The sequence below is a fragment of the Marinomonas sp. PE14-40 genome (genome assembly GCF_051623805.1).
Classification (GTDB): Bacteria; Pseudomonadota; Gammaproteobacteria; order Pseudomonadales; family Marinomonadaceae; genus Marinomonas.
Genome location: NZ_CP130700.1, coordinates 1,902,764 through 1,921,201, shown reverse-complemented (window position 1 = coordinate 1,921,201; position 18,438 = coordinate 1,902,764). Strand labels below are relative to the sequence as shown.

The 18,438-nt window shown below is 40.8% G+C and carries 17 protein-coding genes; 6 read left to right on the top strand and 11 right to left on the bottom strand.

Annotated features, from left to right (window positions below; translation table 11 throughout):
* Nucleotides 1-95: 95 nt before the first annotated feature.
* Nucleotides 96-836, top strand: coding sequence for a DUF4344 domain-containing metallopeptidase (locus Q0A08_RS08790; protein WP_438466390.1), 741 nt, complete (start codon nt 96-98; stop codon nt 834-836).
* A gap of 19 nt (nt 837-855) precedes the next feature.
* Here the strand turns inward: Q0A08_RS08790 and Q0A08_RS08785 are convergent, their stop codons facing one another.
* The 7 genes from Q0A08_RS08785 to Q0A08_RS08755 form a co-directional block, all read right to left on the bottom strand.
* Complete coding sequence (locus Q0A08_RS08785) at nt 856-1,413, bottom strand: cytochrome b (RefSeq protein WP_438466388.1); 558 nt, start codon at nt 1,411-1,413, stop codon at nt 856-858.
* A 31-nt stretch (nt 1,414-1,444) separates the two neighbouring features.
* Nucleotides 1,445-2,881 carry a sensor histidine kinase gene (locus Q0A08_RS08780; RefSeq protein WP_438466386.1) on the bottom strand — a complete coding sequence of 479 codons (1,437 nt, stop codon included), beginning with the start codon at nt 2,879-2,881 and terminating at the stop codon, nt 1,445-1,447.
* Nucleotides 2,881-3,558, bottom strand: coding sequence for a response regulator transcription factor (locus tag Q0A08_RS08775; protein WP_438466384.1), 678 nt, complete (start codon nt 3,556-3,558; stop codon nt 2,881-2,883). Before Q0A08_RS08775 ends, Q0A08_RS08780 begins: the two co-directional genes overlap by 1 nt.
* Before the next feature lie 337 nt (nt 3,559-3,895).
* A complete protein-coding gene (locus Q0A08_RS08770; protein ID WP_438466382.1) occupies nt 3,896-4,708 on the bottom strand; it encodes a pirin family protein in 813 nt (270 codons plus the stop codon).
* Nucleotide 4,709: 1 nt separating this feature from the next.
* Nucleotides 4,710-5,963: a multidrug effflux MFS transporter gene (locus Q0A08_RS08765; protein WP_438466381.1), complete on the bottom strand. Its 1,254-nt coding sequence runs from the start codon at nt 5,961-5,963 to the stop codon at nt 4,710-4,712.
* Nucleotides 5,964-6,129: 166 nt separating this feature from the next.
* A complete protein-coding gene (locus Q0A08_RS08760; RefSeq protein ID WP_438466379.1) occupies nt 6,130-8,268 on the bottom strand; it encodes a TRAP transporter permease in 2,139 nt (712 codons plus the stop codon).
* Between the two features lie 163 nt (nt 8,269-8,431).
* Complete coding sequence (locus Q0A08_RS08755; protein ID WP_438466377.1) at nt 8,432-9,463, bottom strand: TAXI family TRAP transporter solute-binding subunit; 1,032 nt, start codon at nt 9,461-9,463, stop codon at nt 8,432-8,434.
* A 479-nt stretch (nt 9,464-9,942) separates the two neighbouring features.
* On the opposite strand from Q0A08_RS08755, the gene Q0A08_RS08750 reads away from it, so the two are divergent.
* The 4 genes from Q0A08_RS08750 to Q0A08_RS08735 all read left to right on the top strand — a co-directional run bounded on the left by Q0A08_RS08750 (nt 9,943) and on the right by Q0A08_RS08735 (nt 14,441).
* Nucleotides 9,943-10,557 carry an HAD family hydrolase gene (locus Q0A08_RS08750; protein ID WP_438466375.1) on the top strand — a complete coding sequence of 205 codons (615 nt, stop codon included), beginning with the start codon at nt 9,943-9,945 and terminating at the stop codon, nt 10,555-10,557.
* Nucleotides 10,558-10,658: 101 nt separating this feature from the next.
* On the top strand, nt 10,659-11,399 hold the full coding sequence (locus tag Q0A08_RS08745; RefSeq protein ID WP_438466373.1) for a class I SAM-dependent methyltransferase: 741 nt from the start codon (nt 10,659-10,661) through the stop codon (nt 11,397-11,399).
* A 284-nt stretch (nt 11,400-11,683) separates the two neighbouring features.
* Nucleotides 11,684-13,639, top strand: coding sequence for an acetate--CoA ligase (gene acs, locus Q0A08_RS08740; RefSeq protein ID WP_438466371.1), 1,956 nt, complete (start codon nt 11,684-11,686; stop codon nt 13,637-13,639).
* A gap of 151 nt (nt 13,640-13,790) precedes the next feature.
* The gene (locus Q0A08_RS08735) at nt 13,791-14,441 is read left to right on the top strand and encodes a LuxR C-terminal-related transcriptional regulator (protein ID WP_438466369.1); all 651 of its coding nucleotides are present in this window, start codon (nt 13,791-13,793) and stop codon (nt 14,439-14,441) included.
* A gap of 7 nt (nt 14,442-14,448) precedes the next feature.
* Here Q0A08_RS08735 and yidD read toward each other — a convergent pair whose 3' ends face one another.
* Nucleotides 14,449-14,691 (bottom strand): membrane protein insertion efficiency factor YidD, encoded by a 243-nt coding sequence (gene yidD / locus Q0A08_RS08730; RefSeq protein WP_438466367.1) that lies wholly within the window; start codon nt 14,689-14,691, stop codon nt 14,449-14,451.
* A 134-nt stretch (nt 14,692-14,825) separates the two neighbouring features.
* Between yidD and Q0A08_RS08725 the strand changes: the two genes are divergently transcribed.
* Nucleotides 14,826-15,704 carry a prephenate dehydratase gene (locus tag Q0A08_RS08725; RefSeq protein ID WP_438466365.1) on the top strand — a complete coding sequence of 293 codons (879 nt, stop codon included), beginning with the start codon at nt 14,826-14,828 and terminating at the stop codon, nt 15,702-15,704.
* 79 nt (nt 15,705-15,783) lie between these two features.
* Here Q0A08_RS08725 and gloA2 read toward each other — a convergent pair whose 3' ends face one another.
* From gloA2 to Q0A08_RS08710, 3 genes are all read right to left on the bottom strand, one after another.
* A complete protein-coding gene (gene gloA2 / locus Q0A08_RS08720; RefSeq protein ID WP_438466363.1) occupies nt 15,784-16,155 on the bottom strand; it encodes an SMU1112c/YaeR family gloxylase I-like metalloprotein in 372 nt (123 codons plus the stop codon).
* Nucleotides 16,148-17,401, bottom strand: a complete 1,254-nt coding sequence (locus Q0A08_RS08715) for a multidrug effflux MFS transporter (protein ID WP_438466362.1) — start codon at nt 17,399-17,401, stop codon at nt 16,148-16,150. Before Q0A08_RS08715 ends, gloA2 begins: the two co-directional genes overlap by 8 nt.
* A gap of 157 nt (nt 17,402-17,558) precedes the next feature.
* Nucleotides 17,559-18,323 (bottom strand): alpha/beta fold hydrolase, encoded by a 765-nt coding sequence (locus Q0A08_RS08710; RefSeq protein WP_438466360.1) that lies wholly within the window; start codon nt 18,321-18,323, stop codon nt 17,559-17,561.
* Nucleotides 18,324-18,438 lie beyond the last annotated feature (115 nt).

Below are 18,438 nucleotides of genomic sequence, written 5' to 3'. Positions count from 1 at the left end.
CATTATTAGCCTTTTTTATTACCAAATTTTAATGTGTTTAATTCTGTGTTTATCGTTAAGCTAAAGCTAATTAATAATTTTAAATAGGTGAACATGTGAGATTCTTTATTATTGTTTTGTTTGGCGCTTTCTCTCTTGCTGCACAGGCAAATTTAAATCTTAAATGGTTAGCACCAGAGCCTGAAAATCAAGCGATAAAGCAATTGCTTGAATCCTCAGAAGTGTTGAAAACCAGTATCGATCTGATTAATAACAACTGGCAATTAGAAGATGACATTTTGCTGCGTATAGGCGGTGAGGAAGATCCTTATTATGACCCTGAAACCAGTACGATTTATTTCTCCTATTATTTCGCCGATGAAATTGCGCAAAGATTTATTGCGGCTAACCCCAATGCCGATCTAGCTGCCCAGCAAAGTTTTGTTATCTCTGGAGTTGTGCATACCTTGTTCCACGAGTATGCCCATGTATTGGTGGATTATTTAAATTTGCCTGTACTGGGTCGTGAGGAAGATGCCGCAGATTCTTTTGCATCTTATGTTTTGATTACCATGATGGAAGATGGCCCTCAACTATTAAAAGATGGGGCAGACTTATTTTATCTTGAAAGTTTAGATCCAGAACCTTTTGCCTCTGTTATGTTATCTGACTCTCATAGTTTGCCAATCCAAAGGTTTTATATGGGCCTTTGTCATTTATATGCCAGTGATGAGCAGGCTTACCAATACCTTATTACGGATCATGGCTTTGATGAAGAATGGGTAAATACCTGCTTAATGGACTACGACATTATCATCTCTTCTTGGCAGGCTTTGTTAGCGCAAGAAGAGAGGTAATGGTAGAGAAAAAGGTGAATTAAATGCTTTGGCCTAGCATGCGGCGTAAGGTGCCATCTTTATCTATGATGTGATGTTTAAGCGCGCCAACAAGGTGTAAGCCAATCGCAAAAATCATCACATTAGCGCCGATGCCATGGATGCTTTCACCTACGCCTGCTAAAAACTCATTTTGGACTAGCATTCTGCGGGCATTCTCAGGGTCAGGGAAGCTTGCGACGAGTTCTAGACCAAAAACGTATAAACCTCTTCCTTCTGATAATGTCATTATTATGCCTGAGATTGGCATTAGCAGCATGCCAATGATTAGCGTCCAATGCATAATTTTTGCCAGTAGGTGTTCAACTGAGGTGTATTTCCCCGCAGGTTTTGGCCAACCATTCATGTAACGCCAGATAACACGAAGCAGTGCGATAAGCAGTAATATAACGCCGAAAGATTTATGAATAGGGAATAAAGAGAACTCTTTAAACTCTGTCATGTAAAGGCCTATTGCCATGAGTCCAATAAAGAGAATCGCAACTAACCAATGTAGACTAACGGTGATCTTACTGAATTTTGCTTGGGTATCTTTCATTTTATTTCTTACCTATCGTGCTTGATGTGAATTATTGTGGATGCTCATGCCACTTAAGCGTGGCTGTGCAGCCTGTTTCTAAATTGTTTTCTACGGTGTTTTTTAAGGTGAAGTGCCAGCCCTTCTGTTGTGCTATCTGAGTGACAATATCCAGCCCTAGTCCAAAGCTCTCTCTGTTAGATTTGCCTCTTTGCATTAGGTGCTCTGTATCCTTGATGCCACAGCCTGAATCCTGAACTGAGATAAACTTGCTCGAAACATTAATGATGATGCAGCCTTCAAAAGAGTGCTCGAAGGCGTTTCTGATGAGGTTAGAAATAACAATCAGTAGCAAGTTTTTCTCGATATATATGACGCCTTCATCAATGATATTGAGTTGGATGTTGAGCTCACGACCTTCGATTAGATAGCTAAGTTGATGCTTCACTTCAGACACAAGTGTTGCTAGTTCATGAGTGCTCAGTTTTTGTTTTTTAGGCTCACCTTGGTTGTTCTCTTCTTTGTCGGCTTGGGAGAGCCAAAGCAGTGATTCAGTCAAACCTTTCATGTTATTGCTGGATTGGCGTATGTGTATGAGAGGGTCCTTAACGTCATTCGACCCTGTTTCTTGGCGACGATCAATTAAGTCTAACGCGCTGCTAATGACAGCAATTGGTGTACGCAGCTCATGGCTGGCATTTTGTAGGAAGGTCTTTTCCCTTTCTTGGGTTTGCTTTATACGTTTAATACTTTGATTTAACACTTTTGCGATGTGTCCAATTTCTGATTGGTTCTTAAGTAAGGGATGGTCATCAAGTGATTGATAGCAATCTAGGTCTGTGGCTATTTGAGCCAATGATTCCATAGGTGTAAGCACTTTTTGGTGGAAACGATAGGCGATCCAAAGCACTAAGATGATGAGAAGAGTGAGTACTGTTAGCGTGGCTAAGGTGACAGTTTCAAAAATGTTGGGTGTGGGTACTTCTTCTATTTTGATGTCTTTACTAAATAAATAAGCAATAAAAATCTGTCTGTCACTTTTACCTGGGATTGCTGTGAGTAAGATGAAGTTAGGTTTAGCTGAGTTTTGATTACCTAGTTTTACCTGATTGGAATGTGAATTGTCTTTATCGTGCTTAATACGTAGCTTGACTAGTTCATAGTTCTCAACTTGTTTCGAACTAAGAGACTCTGTTAACCATGAAGGCAAGTTTTGCTTACCAATATAAACACTAAACTCGCCCATTACATATTGGGTTTGTGTGAGGGCATCAACCTTATCTAATTGAGCATAGTGATAACCAATTTTGGTTAAGCTCATACGGGCAGAAATATCTAATCCTTGATTGTAGATATAATAAATTAAGCCTGATGTACAAAGGATGACGGCAAGGGTTAATACAAGTAGTTTTTCTTGTATGAAGAAACGCAGGCTTTGTCGAGTAAGAGTGCGTTTGGTTGTATTCTTTATGGGAGAATTAAGCATCATTACTCTTCTCCTGCTTGATGGCGTAATGCCACACCAACACCGCGTAGGGTGTGTAGAATCGGCTGACTAAAAGGTTTGTTAACAAGCTTTCTTAATTGATATAGATGTGACTTCAACGCATCTGAATTAGGCGGCTTTCCTTGCCAAACAACCTCTTCTAAAGTCTCTCTACTCAATGGTGCTGGGCTTGCTTTAGCTAAGGCAACCAGTAACTCCCAAGCGACAGGGTTTAAATTGAGTGTTTTGTTTTGTCTTGTTGCTTCTCTGGTGTGTAGGTTGAGCACGAGGTCGTCAATCTTAAGCGTATTGTGCTGAGGTAAACTGCGATTCACTAAGGCTTTTATTCTGGCGACTAGTTCGGGTAAGGCAAAAGGTTTGACGAGATAATCATCGGCGCCTTGAGCAAATCCCTCAAGTTTATTATCTAAACTATCTCTTGCTGTTAGCATTAAAATCGGTGTGTTATTACCTTCATCACGTAAGGTTTTAGCAATGGTTAAGCCGTTTAACCTAGGCAGGTTTAAGTCTAGTAAAATAATATCGAAGGGTGTTTCTTGGGCAAGTGCCAGTCCTTGATCACCTCTTTCAGCATAGTCACACTCAATATCATCGAAGGCTAAATATTCAATGATATTACTGGCGAGTTGGCGGTTGTCTTCAATCAGGAGTACAAGCATCCTATTACCTTTTACATCTTTTAATTGAGGTGAGTCTGATTATTTATATGCTGTTAGGGTGGAGTATATCTGGTGAAAAATAAGTGTTTTCACCTTAACTTCACCTTGTGCTAATAATCAAAAATAGAGAGAGTAGATTATGCATAATATTAGTTGATTCGCACTAAGTCAGAGGGGGGGGTTGTAGGGAGAGACATATGCCTGTGTTAAATATAAAGGGAAGGTGAGTTAGCAAAAGGAAGGGCAGTTAAATTTTGCCTAGAGCGCCTTCAGCTTATGCTACTTTAATAATATAGTGAATTGTTTGCTAGGCTTTTACTGAGAAAAGCCTAGTTTGTTAGCCTAGCCCTCCTGCTTGCTGTAAACGTTTTGCTTGGTGGCGTATTTCTTCATTGGCAATATCTAAAGCAAGAAGGTTCGTATGCATTTGTCCGTATTGATGAACTATTTTATGAGGCCAAGGCGCGCTTGCTGCCAGCACAAATTGGCTATCTGTGATTGCCGTAACGGTTAAAATTTGAGTGTTTTCTTCTAATAGACCTAAATGCTCGGTCTTTAACTCTGTTGTACCAACTTTAAGAGTGCCGTTTCTTGGGTAGATAAAACCACGACTTTGGGTATCATGCTGAAAGTGCCATGACTCTCCTGCCTTTAGATTTATATCTAGATAGCTAATGTCTTGGCTAATTTTGTGACAAGCTTGTTCTCCTTGAAAAGCACCTAGCAAGATGCGTGTGTTACCTGTTTGAATAATGTCACTATTTTTAAGATTAAAGTAACGGCTACAGGCAACCTCTTCGTTTGGTGGTAAGAGTACCCAAAGCTGCATTATACCAATATCTTGCTGCTCATTATTCGCTTCATAGATCTCTTTATGCCAGATGCCTTTACCTGATGCCATCCACTGTAGACCTTGATCCTCTATCGTCCCTTTATGCCCCATTGAATCTTGGTGGATTAGCTTAGCATCATAGGGCATGGTGACTGTGGCGACGCCAGAATGAGGGTGCCAGTCTATCATTAACCTGTTTTTACCCGTCACTTTCCCTGCATCAAAGAGTACAAACGGCGCGAGTAAATGCCTTACTTTGTGATTGATGTAAGCGGGATGGCTTGCCTTACGTTCAATGATGTGAGCTATCTGGCGCATATTAGACTCCCTTCCTTGTTTGTTTGATAAGTGCGAATGCAAAGACACAAGTGATGAAACCTGATGCAGTCATCGTAAAAGTCATTGGCATGCTATTAACGCTATTGCTAAAGCTGATAATGGCACTGGCGAGTGCGCCTAAACCAAATTGCATAACACCATTAAGACCAGAGGCTAGGCCTGCATATTGACCTGAGCTTGAAAGGACACCTGCAATTGCATTGGCAGAGGTAAAGCCTAGCATGGCCATATAAAGAACAACGCCAAGGACAATATAAGGTAAAGGTAGAGCTAAACTTGCTGCGATAAATAAGTAGAGACCTATGATACCTAATCCAATCCCTGCCCAAATTAACTTTACGGTTGGATCGATATGACCAAGGTGTCTCGCATTGAGCAAATTAGTACTTATCATGGCGATTGCGTTAAGCCCGACTAATAAGCTGTAGTCTTGTGGGCTTACTTGATACAGGCTCATATATACAAAAGGGGAGCCCGAGACAAAAGCAAATAGCCCAGCAAATGACGCTGCGCCGGCAAACATATAACTTAAGGTCAGTGGGTTTGTTAAAACGAATTTATAACCTTTAAAAATTTGAGAGATTTGTACCTTATTCTCAGTTGTTTGGCTTGATGGGGAACTTGCTTTCTCTGCTTTGCTTGAGCTTGCTTGGCTATTGATAAAAAGTTGTGTGAAAAAGGTGATAAAAGCAAAAAAACCTAAGCAAAAGAAAATCCACTGCCAGCCAAGGTGAACAAGTATTTGGCTCCCTATCATAGGGGCAACCATAGGAGCGACAACAACAACGGCCATAATATAAGAGATAATTTGGCTGCTTTTTTGTTTACCATAATTCTGTTGAATAAGAGCAAATACCACGACGGAAGTCCCGCCTAAGAAACCTTGTGCAGCTCGGCCAAGAAAAAGCCCCGTTAAGTTATCACTTAATGCCACAATAAAGCTTGCGATAGCAAACCCTATTAACCCCCAATTGAGCAAGCTTGTTTTATTCAGCTTGTCTGCCAAGGTACCAAACACAAGCTGGCCTAAGGCAAAACTCAGCAGATAGATAGCAACACTTGCTTCCATGGCATCAATACGAGTTTCAAAAAAATCAGCCATTTGAGGCAATGCGGGTAGATACATGTCTATAGCAAGAGGAGAGAGTGAGAAGATCATTGCCATTAAGCAGACGAACCCCCAAAAAGGCATGCTCTGTGCGTTTGTGTGTGTTTGAGAACTTGAGTAAGACATGCTGTATTCCTATTGATTAGCTGTCTTAGTAGTTTAATTAAGCTTTATTCATGAATAAATTAGGCTGGTGGAAATGAATTGTTTCCATATGAGTTGATATTCTAAGTGATAGGGAAATATTAAAGAGGAAAGGCCACCTAAGTTTTAGGTGGCCGAAATGGATGAGCTAAGCGTGTTGCTCGTTTTGATTTAAAGTAAAGCTGCGTTTACCTGAAATAAAGACAGCTAAGAAAATGACTAAGCCCACAAATTGTAGCCCTATATGCAAATCTGGCCATAACATAGCAATGGCAGCGAAGAGTAATAGGCCTCTACTGACTAGATTTAACTTATCTTCTAAGTAGCCTTCCATCACAGCAACAAAGGCATATAAACCAAAAATGCCAAATACCGTAAGACGCAGTAGCGTTTCTGCATCACCGCCGATTAATGGGGTATAAGCCATTAATAGTGGAATGATATAAAGGCCTTTTGCTAGCTTCCATGCAGTGACACCTGTGCGCATTGGTGGTGTTTTAGCAATGGCCGCAGCAGCAAATGCGGTTAAGCAGACAGGCGGTGTGACGTTACTATCTTGTGATAGCCAAAAGATAATCATGTGGGCAGTGACTAAGAACATAGCGATGGCTTCTGCACCCAGTGCTTGCTCGTATAGCATGCCTTTAAAGTCACTTGGCACTTGGCTAAGAAGCTGTGTGGCTTGTTCGATTGGCATGCTTTGCCCCAATTGGCTGATAACGCTTGGATCAACCAGCATAAAGATAGCATGTGCAGTTTCAGGTAACTGACCTGATGCTAGCATTTCCAACATTTGGCTTTCGGCAATAAGGTTATAAAGCGCAGGCGCCGATAAAGTACCTAGGACGATATAAGACGCTGTTACAGGGAGCCCCATGCCTAAAATCAAAGAAGCAAGAGCAACCAGTATGATGGTAAAAAATAAACTACCGCCAGCCCAACTTGTGATCATCAAAGAGAAGGTATTACCCACCCCTGTGGTACTGATGACATTGACAACAAGCCCGATGCCAACTAGCAGCACTGCGGTGGTCGACATATTTCTCGCGCCTTGCGCCATGGCATCCAATATTTCGATTACGCCCATGCGATGAGTCTTAGATAACCAAGATGATGCAATCACGATTAAGATGGCGAAACCTGCAGCATAGGTGGGTGTAAAGCCTTGAATTAACATGGTTACCAGACCACCCAATGGCAGAATATGGTGCCAGCCTTGCTTTAAGACTGACATGGCTGATACGCCATCTTCCATTGTTTGTACAACATTACTGCGTTTTGCTTCCACTCGAACAAAAAAGGCAACGGATAAAAAGTAAAGTAGCGCAGGAATCGCAGCCACACTGATGATGGTGACATAAGAAACTTGCGTATAAGAAGCCATGATGAAAGCCCCAGCGCCCATGACGGGTGGCATTAACTGTCCACCTGTTGATGCTGCTGCTTCAATACCTGCTGCAAAACGTGCTGGAAAGCCTGCCTTTTGCATCAATGGAATCGTAATTACCCCAGTAGACACTGTGTTTGCTACTGATGAACCAGATACTGACCCCATTAAGCCAGAACCTAAAACAGCAACAAAACCTGGGCCGCCTACCATTTTACTGGCAGCCGCACGGGATAACTCGATAATAAAATCACCCGCGCCTGATTTAACAAGGAAAGCGCCAAATAAAATAAACATGAAGACAAAGCTCCATGAAATTCTAGAAATAGAGCCAAACATACCGTCGGTACTAAAGAAGCTACGGTATAACAAGGTTTCTAAGCTTAATCCTGGGAATGAAAAAGGCCCAGAGATTAGGCTTCCCCAGAGTACGACATAGGTTAGCGCAACAAAAATTAAAGCAGGAATAAACCAGCCAGCGGTTCTACGAATGAGCTCAAGTGCTAATAGAACAGCAACAGCTGACGCTATCCAGTCACCCGTGACAAAGGTCACCCCTCTATCATAGAGAGCATCTTCAAATAACATTATGTAGATAGGTAGACATATAAGAGCGGCCACCAAAACTAGATCTACACCTAAGGCAAGTTTTGATTTTGTTAACTTTGAGCTTGCTGGAGTAAGTAGGGTACACATGATACCAAAACCAGCAAAATGGAATGCAGATACCCAGAGTTCAGGGAAGGTGCCTAAGGTATTAATGTAGATATGGGAGAAAGCCATAAGAATACCAATAAGGTAAATCGCCCTATTGATGCCAGTACCGCTTCTGTGGGTACTTTCAAATTCTTTTAATTTAGCTTGGGTCTCTTCATCCATGTGGGGTTGGGTTGAGCTCATAACAACTTACCTTATGGTGCGACTGTTTAATCAGATAAGGAACAGTGCTTAATACTTATTTTAAAATAGAGAATAGTCTCTCTAGGCGCTGATTCTAGCCCCTAGAGAGAATGAGATACCAATTAAGATTTCTCAGGTATTACTGTACGTGTTTCGCTTTTTACTAGTTTGCCACTAGATGAGCTGGGATGCTGATACCTTGTTCACGGTAATAACGAGCAGCACCTGGATGAAGTGGTACAGGAAGGCCAGCAATCGCTTTTTCGATTGACATAACCGCAGTCGCTTTGTGGATCGCGCTTAGGTAAGTTAGGTTTTCGTATAGGCTTTTAGTCAATAGGTATACGTCTTCTTCTGGCAAATCAGAACGAGAAGCTAAGAAGTTAGGCTGTGCAATCGTATTGATCGCTTTTGTTTGTCCTGGATAAGTGTTTGCAGGGATAACATAGCGAGTCCAAAGAGTGTAATCACCGTTAGCTTCTTTCATTTGAGCATCAGTAAAGTCAAGTACTTGAACTTTATCACCCATAGCTGCATAAGCACGAGTAATAGCACTTACTGGTACACCAGCAGGAATGTTCATGCCATCGATTGTGCCGTTTTGTAGGGCGTCAGCACTACCGCCATAACCCATGTGAGCTAAGCTAAATTTGTCTGCATCAATGCCTAAACCTGATAGTAATTGGCGACCTGAACCTTCGGTACCTGAGTTCTTTTTACCAATTGAAAATTTATTATTACCTTTTTCTAACTGGGTCAAATCAGCAACAGTACCGCTTTTTACCAAATCAGATTTTAGGACAAAATGTTCAACGTTTTGCCAAAGCATTGAAATAGAACGCAAGCCTTCTTGTTTACCTGAGTTAGCGACTCGACCTTCACCATTCCAAGCCCAAGCGCCATATAGACCTTGTAGGATGGCAAATTGCGCCTGATTTTCACGTAACAGCTTAACGTTTTCACCTGATCCTGCAGAGCTAATTGCAGATAGTGAAATGCCATGCTTTGGCTCTAATTTAATTTTACTTAAAGTGGCAATAGCAACACCGACAGGGTAGTAAGTACCACCAGTGGATGCTGTTGCAAGAATGTAGTCGCTATCAGCTGCCACTGTGTGGGTTGCAGATAGAGTGATGGCAGTTGCGCTTGCTAAACCTAGAAGGCTTTTGCTGATTTTTTTAAGGCCCAGTTTCATTTTATTTTTCTCCTAATTGGGGGAATACTGAGTGTAAACTCGATATAACTTATATCAATATTCATGCCAGAATTGTAACCTTTTGATTTGTAAGAAATAAATTGTTTTTTCTTGATTTGAGAAGTGAATTACACCTCAATTGAGCAAAAAACAGCTGATAGCGATAATTATCTCTTAGGCAAAAAATTGCTTATGCCCTGAAAGCCTTATGCAACAAGGACTAAAGGTAACTTTAAGTTTGTTATGGTAGTAATGAATTTAAGAGTAGGCAAAAAATGGCTTATGATAATTGTCGACAAAAAGATGCTTTTTCAAACAAATTTTAACCATATACAAACAAGGTTTTTATAATGTGGTGCCAATTTATTTGTTAAAGTGGGGTAATGAAAACGAAAAAAGTATCAGTTTTATTAAGATGATTTAACATGAATTAGCGTCTTTTACTGATTGAATTAACACAATGTTAGTGGGTGTTTCTTATGGTAAAAGTGATACTTTTTGATCTGGGGAATGTGCTGGTAGACCTTGGTGAAACCGATAAATTAAACACCATGTTAGTGAGTCATGATAATGAAAAGAATGCTTGGTTAAAATGGTTAGCATCACCCAGTGTAAAGGCATTCGATACGGGTCAAATAGCGTTAGCAGATTTTGCGACAAGCTTGATTAAAGAGGTCTCTGGCAATAGGCCTGATTCAGTTCAGGTTAAACGCTTCTGTGATGAATTTACGGCGTGGCCAAGGGGACTGTTTGACGGTGCATTAGCGTTAATTGATTCGGTTAAGCCTCATATCCACAAAGGGATTTTATCTAATACAAATGCAGCTCATTGGCCAAGGTTGATGCAAGAGATGGCGTTGGCAGGTAAGTTTGATAGTTATTTTGCCTCACATCATTTAGGGTTTGCTAAGCCAGAGGTGGCGATTTATCAGCAAGTGTTGAGTGCCTTGAATGTTACACCGCAAGAGATATTGTTTATTGATGATAACCAAATAAACATTGATGCTGCCCGTGGCCTAGGTATGCAAGCCCATAAAGTTAAGGGTGTGATAGAGGCTAAGTCAGTACTTAATGACTATAATTTATTAAACTAAAATTGTACTTGTTGTCTTTTAAGAAAGTTAGGAGTGACTGTAAGTAAGACGTTTTAAGCTAATTATCTGTAATTTAAAGAATTTATTAAGGGAATGAGTTGATGCAATCTTATTTTGACTTTTCGTCAGATGTCTATTCAAAAGGGCGACCGACTTATCCGCCGGAGCTCTATCTATGGCTATCCAACCAAGTCAAAAATCAACAGTGTGTATGGGACTGTGCTTGTGGAACAGGCCAGGTATCCATAGATCTTGCTGCTTATTTTGAGCAAGTAGAAGCAACAGATATAAGCGAATCACAAATAGCGGAAGCCATCCCGCATCGTAAAGTAAATTATAAAGTCTCTCCTTCTGAAGTGTGTGAGTATCCAGACCAGCACTTTGACGCCATCTGTGTTGGCCAAGCATTACATTGGTTTGATCTAGAGAAGTTCTGGCCTGAAGTTAAAAGAACACTAAAGCCCGGTGGTATTTTTGCTTGTTGGGGTTATAGCTGGTTAAGTGTTTGTCCAGAGATAGACGACATTATTAATCGTCAGATTATGAGTAAACTAAAACCTCATTGGCCTGCGCAAAATAGAACTTTATGGAACCAATATGACGATGTGACTTTTCCATTGGAAATGTTGGACGTACCTGAGTTTGAATTATCCTTTAAATGGAATGCCTATCGTCTTTTTGATTATATGCAAACTTGGTCTGCTATTAGAGCGCTAGAGCATGAGGATGCAACGCAAGTGTTAGCTGATGCTTGGGATGCCATTATTAAAGTGTGGCAAGAACCCTTAGAAAAGCGTGAGGTAACTATTCCGTTTTTTGTAAAGGCTGGTCGGGTTTTGTAAAGAATTAATCTATGTTAAAAAAGAGGCTTAGGCCTCTTTTTTTGTATGTGAGTTCATGAAATATAAGAAATTAGAAGGATATCTTTATTATTAATGAAACTTATAGAGGTAGTTTCCTTGATGTCAAAAGTGAGGAACAGGCAATATACGTTAAAGTTTTACTCTAAGTGTCGGTTAAATATAAAAATAATGATTAAGACTAAAGTGTAATGGTTCTTAGTCTTTAGAAAGATATAGTGATGACAGCATCCTTGATAACAAATTTAAGAACAGGAGCAAAATCAATGGAACCTTTGACAGTTGCCGTACCAAGTGCCAGCAAGAAGAACGTCGGCATAGATCAAGAAACATTTGAACGTATGTACCAAGAATCAATTACTAACCCTGATGGTTTTTGGGGCGAGCAAGGTAAGCGAATCGATTGGATAAAAGATTATACCAAGGTAAAAAACACCAGCTTTGAGCGTGATAATGTGGATATCCGTTGGTACGAAGATGGTGTACTCAATGCAAGTTATAACTGTATTGATAGACATTTAGGTGATAAAGCAAATAAGGTCGCCTATTTTTGGGAAGGTGACTCTGAAGGTGAAGCAGAGCAAATCACCTATCAGCAATTACACGATGAAGTTGCCTTACTCTCAAATGGCCTGAAAAAGTTAGGGGTCACTAAAGGTGATCGTATTGCTATCTACATGCCTATGATCCCTCAAGCCGTATATGCCATGTTGGCATGTGCTCGTATTGGTGCGATTCATACGGTTATTTTTGGCGGCTTCTCTGCCCATGCCATTGCTGACCGTCTTAATGACTGTGAAGTAAAACTTGTATTAACTGCAGATGAAGGTTTACGAGCAGGCAATAAAGTCCCACTTAAACACAATGTAGACCTTGCCGTTGCAAATGATGCTTGCCCAAGTGTTGAGCATGTTGTTGTTTTCCCTCATACCCAAAAAGAGGTGGAGTGGAATGATAAACTGGATGTCGATTGGAAAGACTTAGTATCTTCTTGTGAGCCTGTTTGTCCGGCTGAGCCTATGCAAGCCGAAGATCCTCTCTTTATTCTTTATACATCAGGATCAACCGGTAAGCCTAAAGGCGTAGTGCATACAACTGGTGGATATATGGTTTATACCAGTTTGTCTCACGAAGTTGTCTTTGATTTACAACCAGATGATGTTTATTGGTGCGCTGCTGATGTTGGCTGGATTACAGGTCATAGCTATATTGTCTATGGTCCACTTGCTAACGGTACCAGCAGCGTCATGTTTGAAGGTGTGCCCACTTATCCTGATTGCGGCCGCGTAGGGCGTATTGTTGATAAATACAATGTTAATATTTTATATACCGCACCAACCGCTATCCGTGCCCTAATGTCTAAAGGTGATGAGCCTATTCAAACTAGCCATAGAGACTCACTAAGAGTGCTTGGTAGTGTTGGCGAGCCAATTAACCCTGAAGCCTGGTGGTGGTATTACACTAAAGTGGGTAAAGAAAGTTGCGCTGTTGTTGATACTTGGTGGCAAACAGAAACAGGTGGCATCATGATGACGCCAAGAGTCGGCGGTAAAGATATGAAGCCTGGCTCTTGTGTTGGGCCTTTGTTTGGAGTGCAACCGGCTTTAGTAGATAGTGAAGGAAACTTTGTTGCTGCTAACGGCGAAGATGTGGAAGGTGGTTTAGTCTTATTGGATTCTTGGCCTTCTCAAGCACGTACCGTTTATGGGGACCATGAACGTTTCATGCAGACCTATTTTAGTACTTATGATGGTATGTACTTCACCGGTGACGGTGCTCGTCGTGATGCAGATGATTATTACTGGATTACAGGTCGTGTGGATGATGTTCTCAATGTTTCTGGTCACCGCCTAGGTACTGCTGAAATTGAAAGTGCTTTGGTCGCTCACCCAGCGGTAGCAGAGGCTGCCGTTGTTGGTTACCCTCATGATATTAAAGGACAAGGTTTATATGTTTATTTAAGCCAGGTGGATGGAGTTGAGATTACAGACGCTTTGACTAAAGAGATACGTCAATTTGTACGCGATGAAATTGGACCAATTGCGACACCTGATTTGATGCAGTGGGCAGGCCAAGGTTTACCAAAAACACGATCAGGGAAAATCATGCGCCGTATTTTGCGTAAGATAGCTGCTAATGAGCATGACTCTCTTGGTGATACTAGTACACTCGCGGATCCAAGTGTGGTTGATGACCTGATTAAAAACCGCTTGAATCAATAATCTGATTGAGTGTTTAAATCAATTATCTGACTTAGTGCTAATCTGGCCGCTCTATTCTTACTCTCTTTAGTGTTACACTTTTGAGATAAGGGTAGCGCGGTTTTTTGCTCCCTATTATTTATAAAACAATAAAAAGAAGGTGAAGGGACTTATGTATTCACTGCTAATTGCTGATGACCATCCATTGTTTCGTGGTGCCTTAAAAGGTGCGCTATCGGAGCTATTTGATAATATTGAGATTAATGAAACTCAGGATCTTGATAGTACCCTTACTTTTTTAGCCACGAACCCTGATCTGGACCTTTTGCTGTTAGATCTTAATATGCCGGGAAGTGGTGATCTTTATGGTCTTATCCGCATTCGATCTGATTTTGTAGACCTGCCTGTAGCGGTTATCTCTGGTGAAGAAGATACCAGTGTGATGGCAAAAGTATTAGAAGCAGGCGCGTTGGGTTTTATTCCTAAAACGAGTCAGCCAGTTGATATTGCTAACGCCATTAATGCGATTTTAGAGGGCGAAATTTGGTTACCTGAACACCTTAAAGAGGCGGTCTTAAATCAACCTAAACCTGATTTAGATATGGTTAAACGCGTATCTGAGTTAACACCTTCTCAATATAGAGTTTTATGTTACTTACATGAGGGTTTATTGAATAAGCAAATTGCTTATGAGCTAAATATTTCAGAAGCGACTATTAAAGCGCATATTACTGCCATCTTTAAAAAGCTGGGTATTAATAACCGTACACAAGCTGTACTTATTGCCAGCGAGCTTAAGTTGCAAGTGACGCCGCAAGGTTAACTTTTTATTACTTACATTTGTGCTTGGAACACTTCTTTTCAGGCACAGGATCCATTCCACCTTCATGCAGAGGGTGACATTTCCCCAGCCGTTTGAGCCCTAAATAAAGGCCTTTAAAGAAGCCAAAGCGCTCCATCGCTTCTATCATGTAAGCGGAACAGCTTGGGTAAAAGCGACAATTACTGCCGATTAGAGGGCTAATCAGAATTTGATAGCCGCGGATTAGTTTAATTGCAACCCACTTAATCATGTTTGTTTTTTTATACCTTTTAAGCTGAGTCAGAGGTCGCTTTAAACGAGTCTCTTGCTTTAGTTTGATTGTTTGTTACTGTAGGGGATTATCCCACATTTAGTTATAAATTTTCAGTAGAAGACATTTAACCTATGCCAGATTCCTTACTTGCCCTTGATGCCAGCCATATTGTTGCTTATCAAGGGGAGCCCGGTGCTTATTCTCATCTAGCTTGTAAACATACCTTTCCAGATTCCAAAATGGTCAATTGTGCGACATTTGCACAAGCTATGCAGATGGTTGAGCAGGGTGAAGCCTTGTATGCCATGATTCCGGTTGAAAACTCGACGGCAGGTCGGGTCGAAGAGATTTACCGTGAATTACGTAAAACAGAACTCTATGTGGTGAAAGAGCATTTTGAGCCTGTTAATCACTGTTTGATGGCAAAAGCAGGTACCAAGCTTGAAGACATTAAGCAAATTGGTAGTCACCCTCAAGCATTAGCTCAATGTGATGAAGGTATTAAGGCGTTAGGTGCCACTAACCTTGCTATGTATGATACAGCGGGAGCGGCTAAGCATTTAGCAGAAACCGGCGAAGATGGATTGGGGGTTATTTCGTCAGAATTGGCTGCTGAGTTATATGGACTTGAAATTTTAAAGTCACATTTTAATGATAGAGAAGGGAATACCACTCGTTTCTTGGTGTTTGCAAAACAGCATAAATTACCACCACTTGATCCTGAACAAGTTTACATTACTTCCTTTATGTTTCGTGTACGTAATATACCTGCGGCGTTATATAAAGCTATGGGTGGCTTTGCGACACATGGTATTAACATGCTAAAGCTTGAGAGTTATATGGTAAATGGTGCGTTTACAGCGACTCAGTTTTATGTCGATGTAGAGAGTCATTTTCAAGCACCTGAAATGCAATCAGCATTAGAGGAGCTGCGTTTCTTCTCGGAAGAGATTCGTATGCTAGGCACTTATTATGCCGATGAATATCGCGTTGCTAAAAAGCCAGTCTAGGTCTTGGTTTTCAAATTAAGTGCTTTATTAAAAAAGGGATGCAAATACATCCCTTTTTTAATGTCTGTTGAGGCTTTTATTAGGCTTGATAAAGTTCTAGAGGAAGGCCATCCGGATCTTGGAATTTTCCTGTGTATTCATCAATCCGTGTATCTTCTACCTCAACACCTTGGCTCAATAAGTAAGCCTTATACTCAGTCACAGAGTCCACCACAAAGGCTAAGTGTCTTAAACCTTGAGCTTCTGGTCGGCTTGGTCTTGCTGGCGCGCCTTCAAAGGAAAAAAGCTCTATCTGGCCTCCATCAGGTAAGGCTAAATCAAGCTTATAAGAGCGACGCTCAGTTCGATAGTTTTCTGCAATGATCTTAAGCCCTAATATCTGACTATAAAAATGTTTCGATTTTTCATAGTTAGAGCAAATGATTGCTGCATGGTGTATGGCTTTAAGCATGGTTGTTTGCCAGCGTCTCTGCTTGTTTCGCCTGATTTGTCTTTTTCTCTGCATAGTACAAAAGTGCCAATGCAAGAGAGCACAAGAGAATATAAGCAATTGTCATAGGTACTAAGGTATTGTTGTACATTTGACCTATGCTAGTGCCGACAATATTCGACATGATAGAAGATATTGCACCTATCACTGCAGCAGCAATACCTGCCACATGACCCATAGGTTCCATTGCCATGGCGTTGATGTTGCCAAATAGTAAACCAAAGCAAAAAAACAAAATTCCCGCAAAGATTAAGAACATCCAAAGTTGCACTTCAAATAGAGACTGAACGATTAAAAAGATAATCGAGTTAAGTATGATGACACTAAATGCACGTTTACTTATGAGGTGCATACCTAGGCGTCCAACAATCTTAGAATTAACCAGTGATGACACACCAACTAAGAGTGCTAGTCCGCCAAAATAGATACTAAACAGCTTTCCCGTTTCAAATTGAACTTGAAATATTTGCTGAGCCGAGCTGATATAGCCGATAAGGCAGCCAAACATAAGGCCTGCACAAAACGTTAGGCTGACGGTACTCTTATTCGATATTACTTCTTTAAAGCCTGCGATAAAACCAGCTTTGGTAAAGGGGATACGCTGTTCTGGTTTAAGTGTTTCCTCTAAACGAAAGTTAATCCAAGTCAAAATAATAATGGCGTAAAGACCATACATAATGAAAATACCATGCCAGTTGGTGATGAGTAGAATCATCTCACCTAGGCTGGGTGCTAGCGCAGGCACTAGAATAAAAATCATCATGACTAAAGACATGACCTTAGCCATTTCTCGACCTTCATATTGGTCTCGTACTAGTGATACGGCCGAAATATAAGGACCCGCTGCACCAAGGCCTTGAATGATGCGGCCAGCAAGTAATACCTCAAAACTTTGAGCGAAAAAACAAACCAAGGTGCCAATAAAGTAGACAAACAGACCTGTATAGAGGACAGGCTTACGACCTAGGGCATCGGATAATGGGCCCGCGATAAGTTGGCCACTTGCCATACCTAAGAATAAGGCGCCAATGAGTAATTGTACTTTATTTGGGTTTTCCATCTGCAGATCTTGGGTAATCATGCCAAGTGCAGGGAGTAGGGCATCAATTGAAATTGCCACAATGGACATTAGCACTGCGGTTAATGCGGTAAATTCTTTAGCCGACATTTTTTGTTTTTGCATTGACTCTGCTCCAAGCTGACTCATGCCACACTCCTTGTAAATAATTGAGGCAAGAGTATATAGAAATTCACTTTTTTAAGTGACTTATTTTTTCGTTCAATTATGCAACTAGTGAGAAAACTTAGGCATCTAAGGGTGATAAAAAGGAGGCTAGAGCCTCCCTTTAATGTGTTTATTAATTTTATGCTTTTTGACAAAAACGCTTAACAAGACTGGTAAATGGCAAAGGTTTTTCTGCGTGTAACCAATGTCCTGTGGCGGGTATCATTTTTACTTGTGCTTTAGGGAACCAGTGTAAAATTGCATCCTTGTGCTGAGCTTGAATATAGTCTGAATTCTCACCTTTTATAAATAAGGTCTCACCCTTATACGCTTTTTCAAAAGGGGGAGTCGCACGGATTTGAGTGTAATTGTTAAAGAGGTTATCGATATCTACTTGCCAAGCAAAGCCTGCATCTGTCTTGATTAAGCTCTTTAATAGGAACTGTCTGACACCAAGGGTTTCAACATACGCTGCCAAAATAGTATCCGCTTCTTTGCGGTTTTTGATCTGATTAAGATCAATGGCTTTAAGTCCGTCAAAGATGCTGTGGTGACTTGATTCATAGTCAACAGGGGCGATATCAGCAACGATTAAGCGTGTTACCTTGTTAGGAAATTGAGAAGCGAACTGCATTGCAACTTTTCCACCCATAGAGTGTCCTAGCAAGAAGCACTCCTCAATCCCTTCTGCTTGCATCCAGGTGTTGATATGGTTTGCCATGATGTCGTAAGCGGCATTTTCTAAGGCGTCTGATTTGCCATGATTGGGTAAGTCTAAACAATAAACGGTGAAGTGCTCACTTAAGGATTGTGCAATAGAATGCCAATTATCACTGTTACCAAATAATCCGTGAATCACAACTAGGGGGACATTGTTCTGACCATACTTTTTGAAATGTATCATGGGCTTGTTATGCTCGTGTTGGGCGCTGAATAGTGGGTTTTATGTATTATGCTCAATTAAAATGAGCAAAGTATAAAATTATGTAATCATACCTTCAATTAAGCAGGATACAATC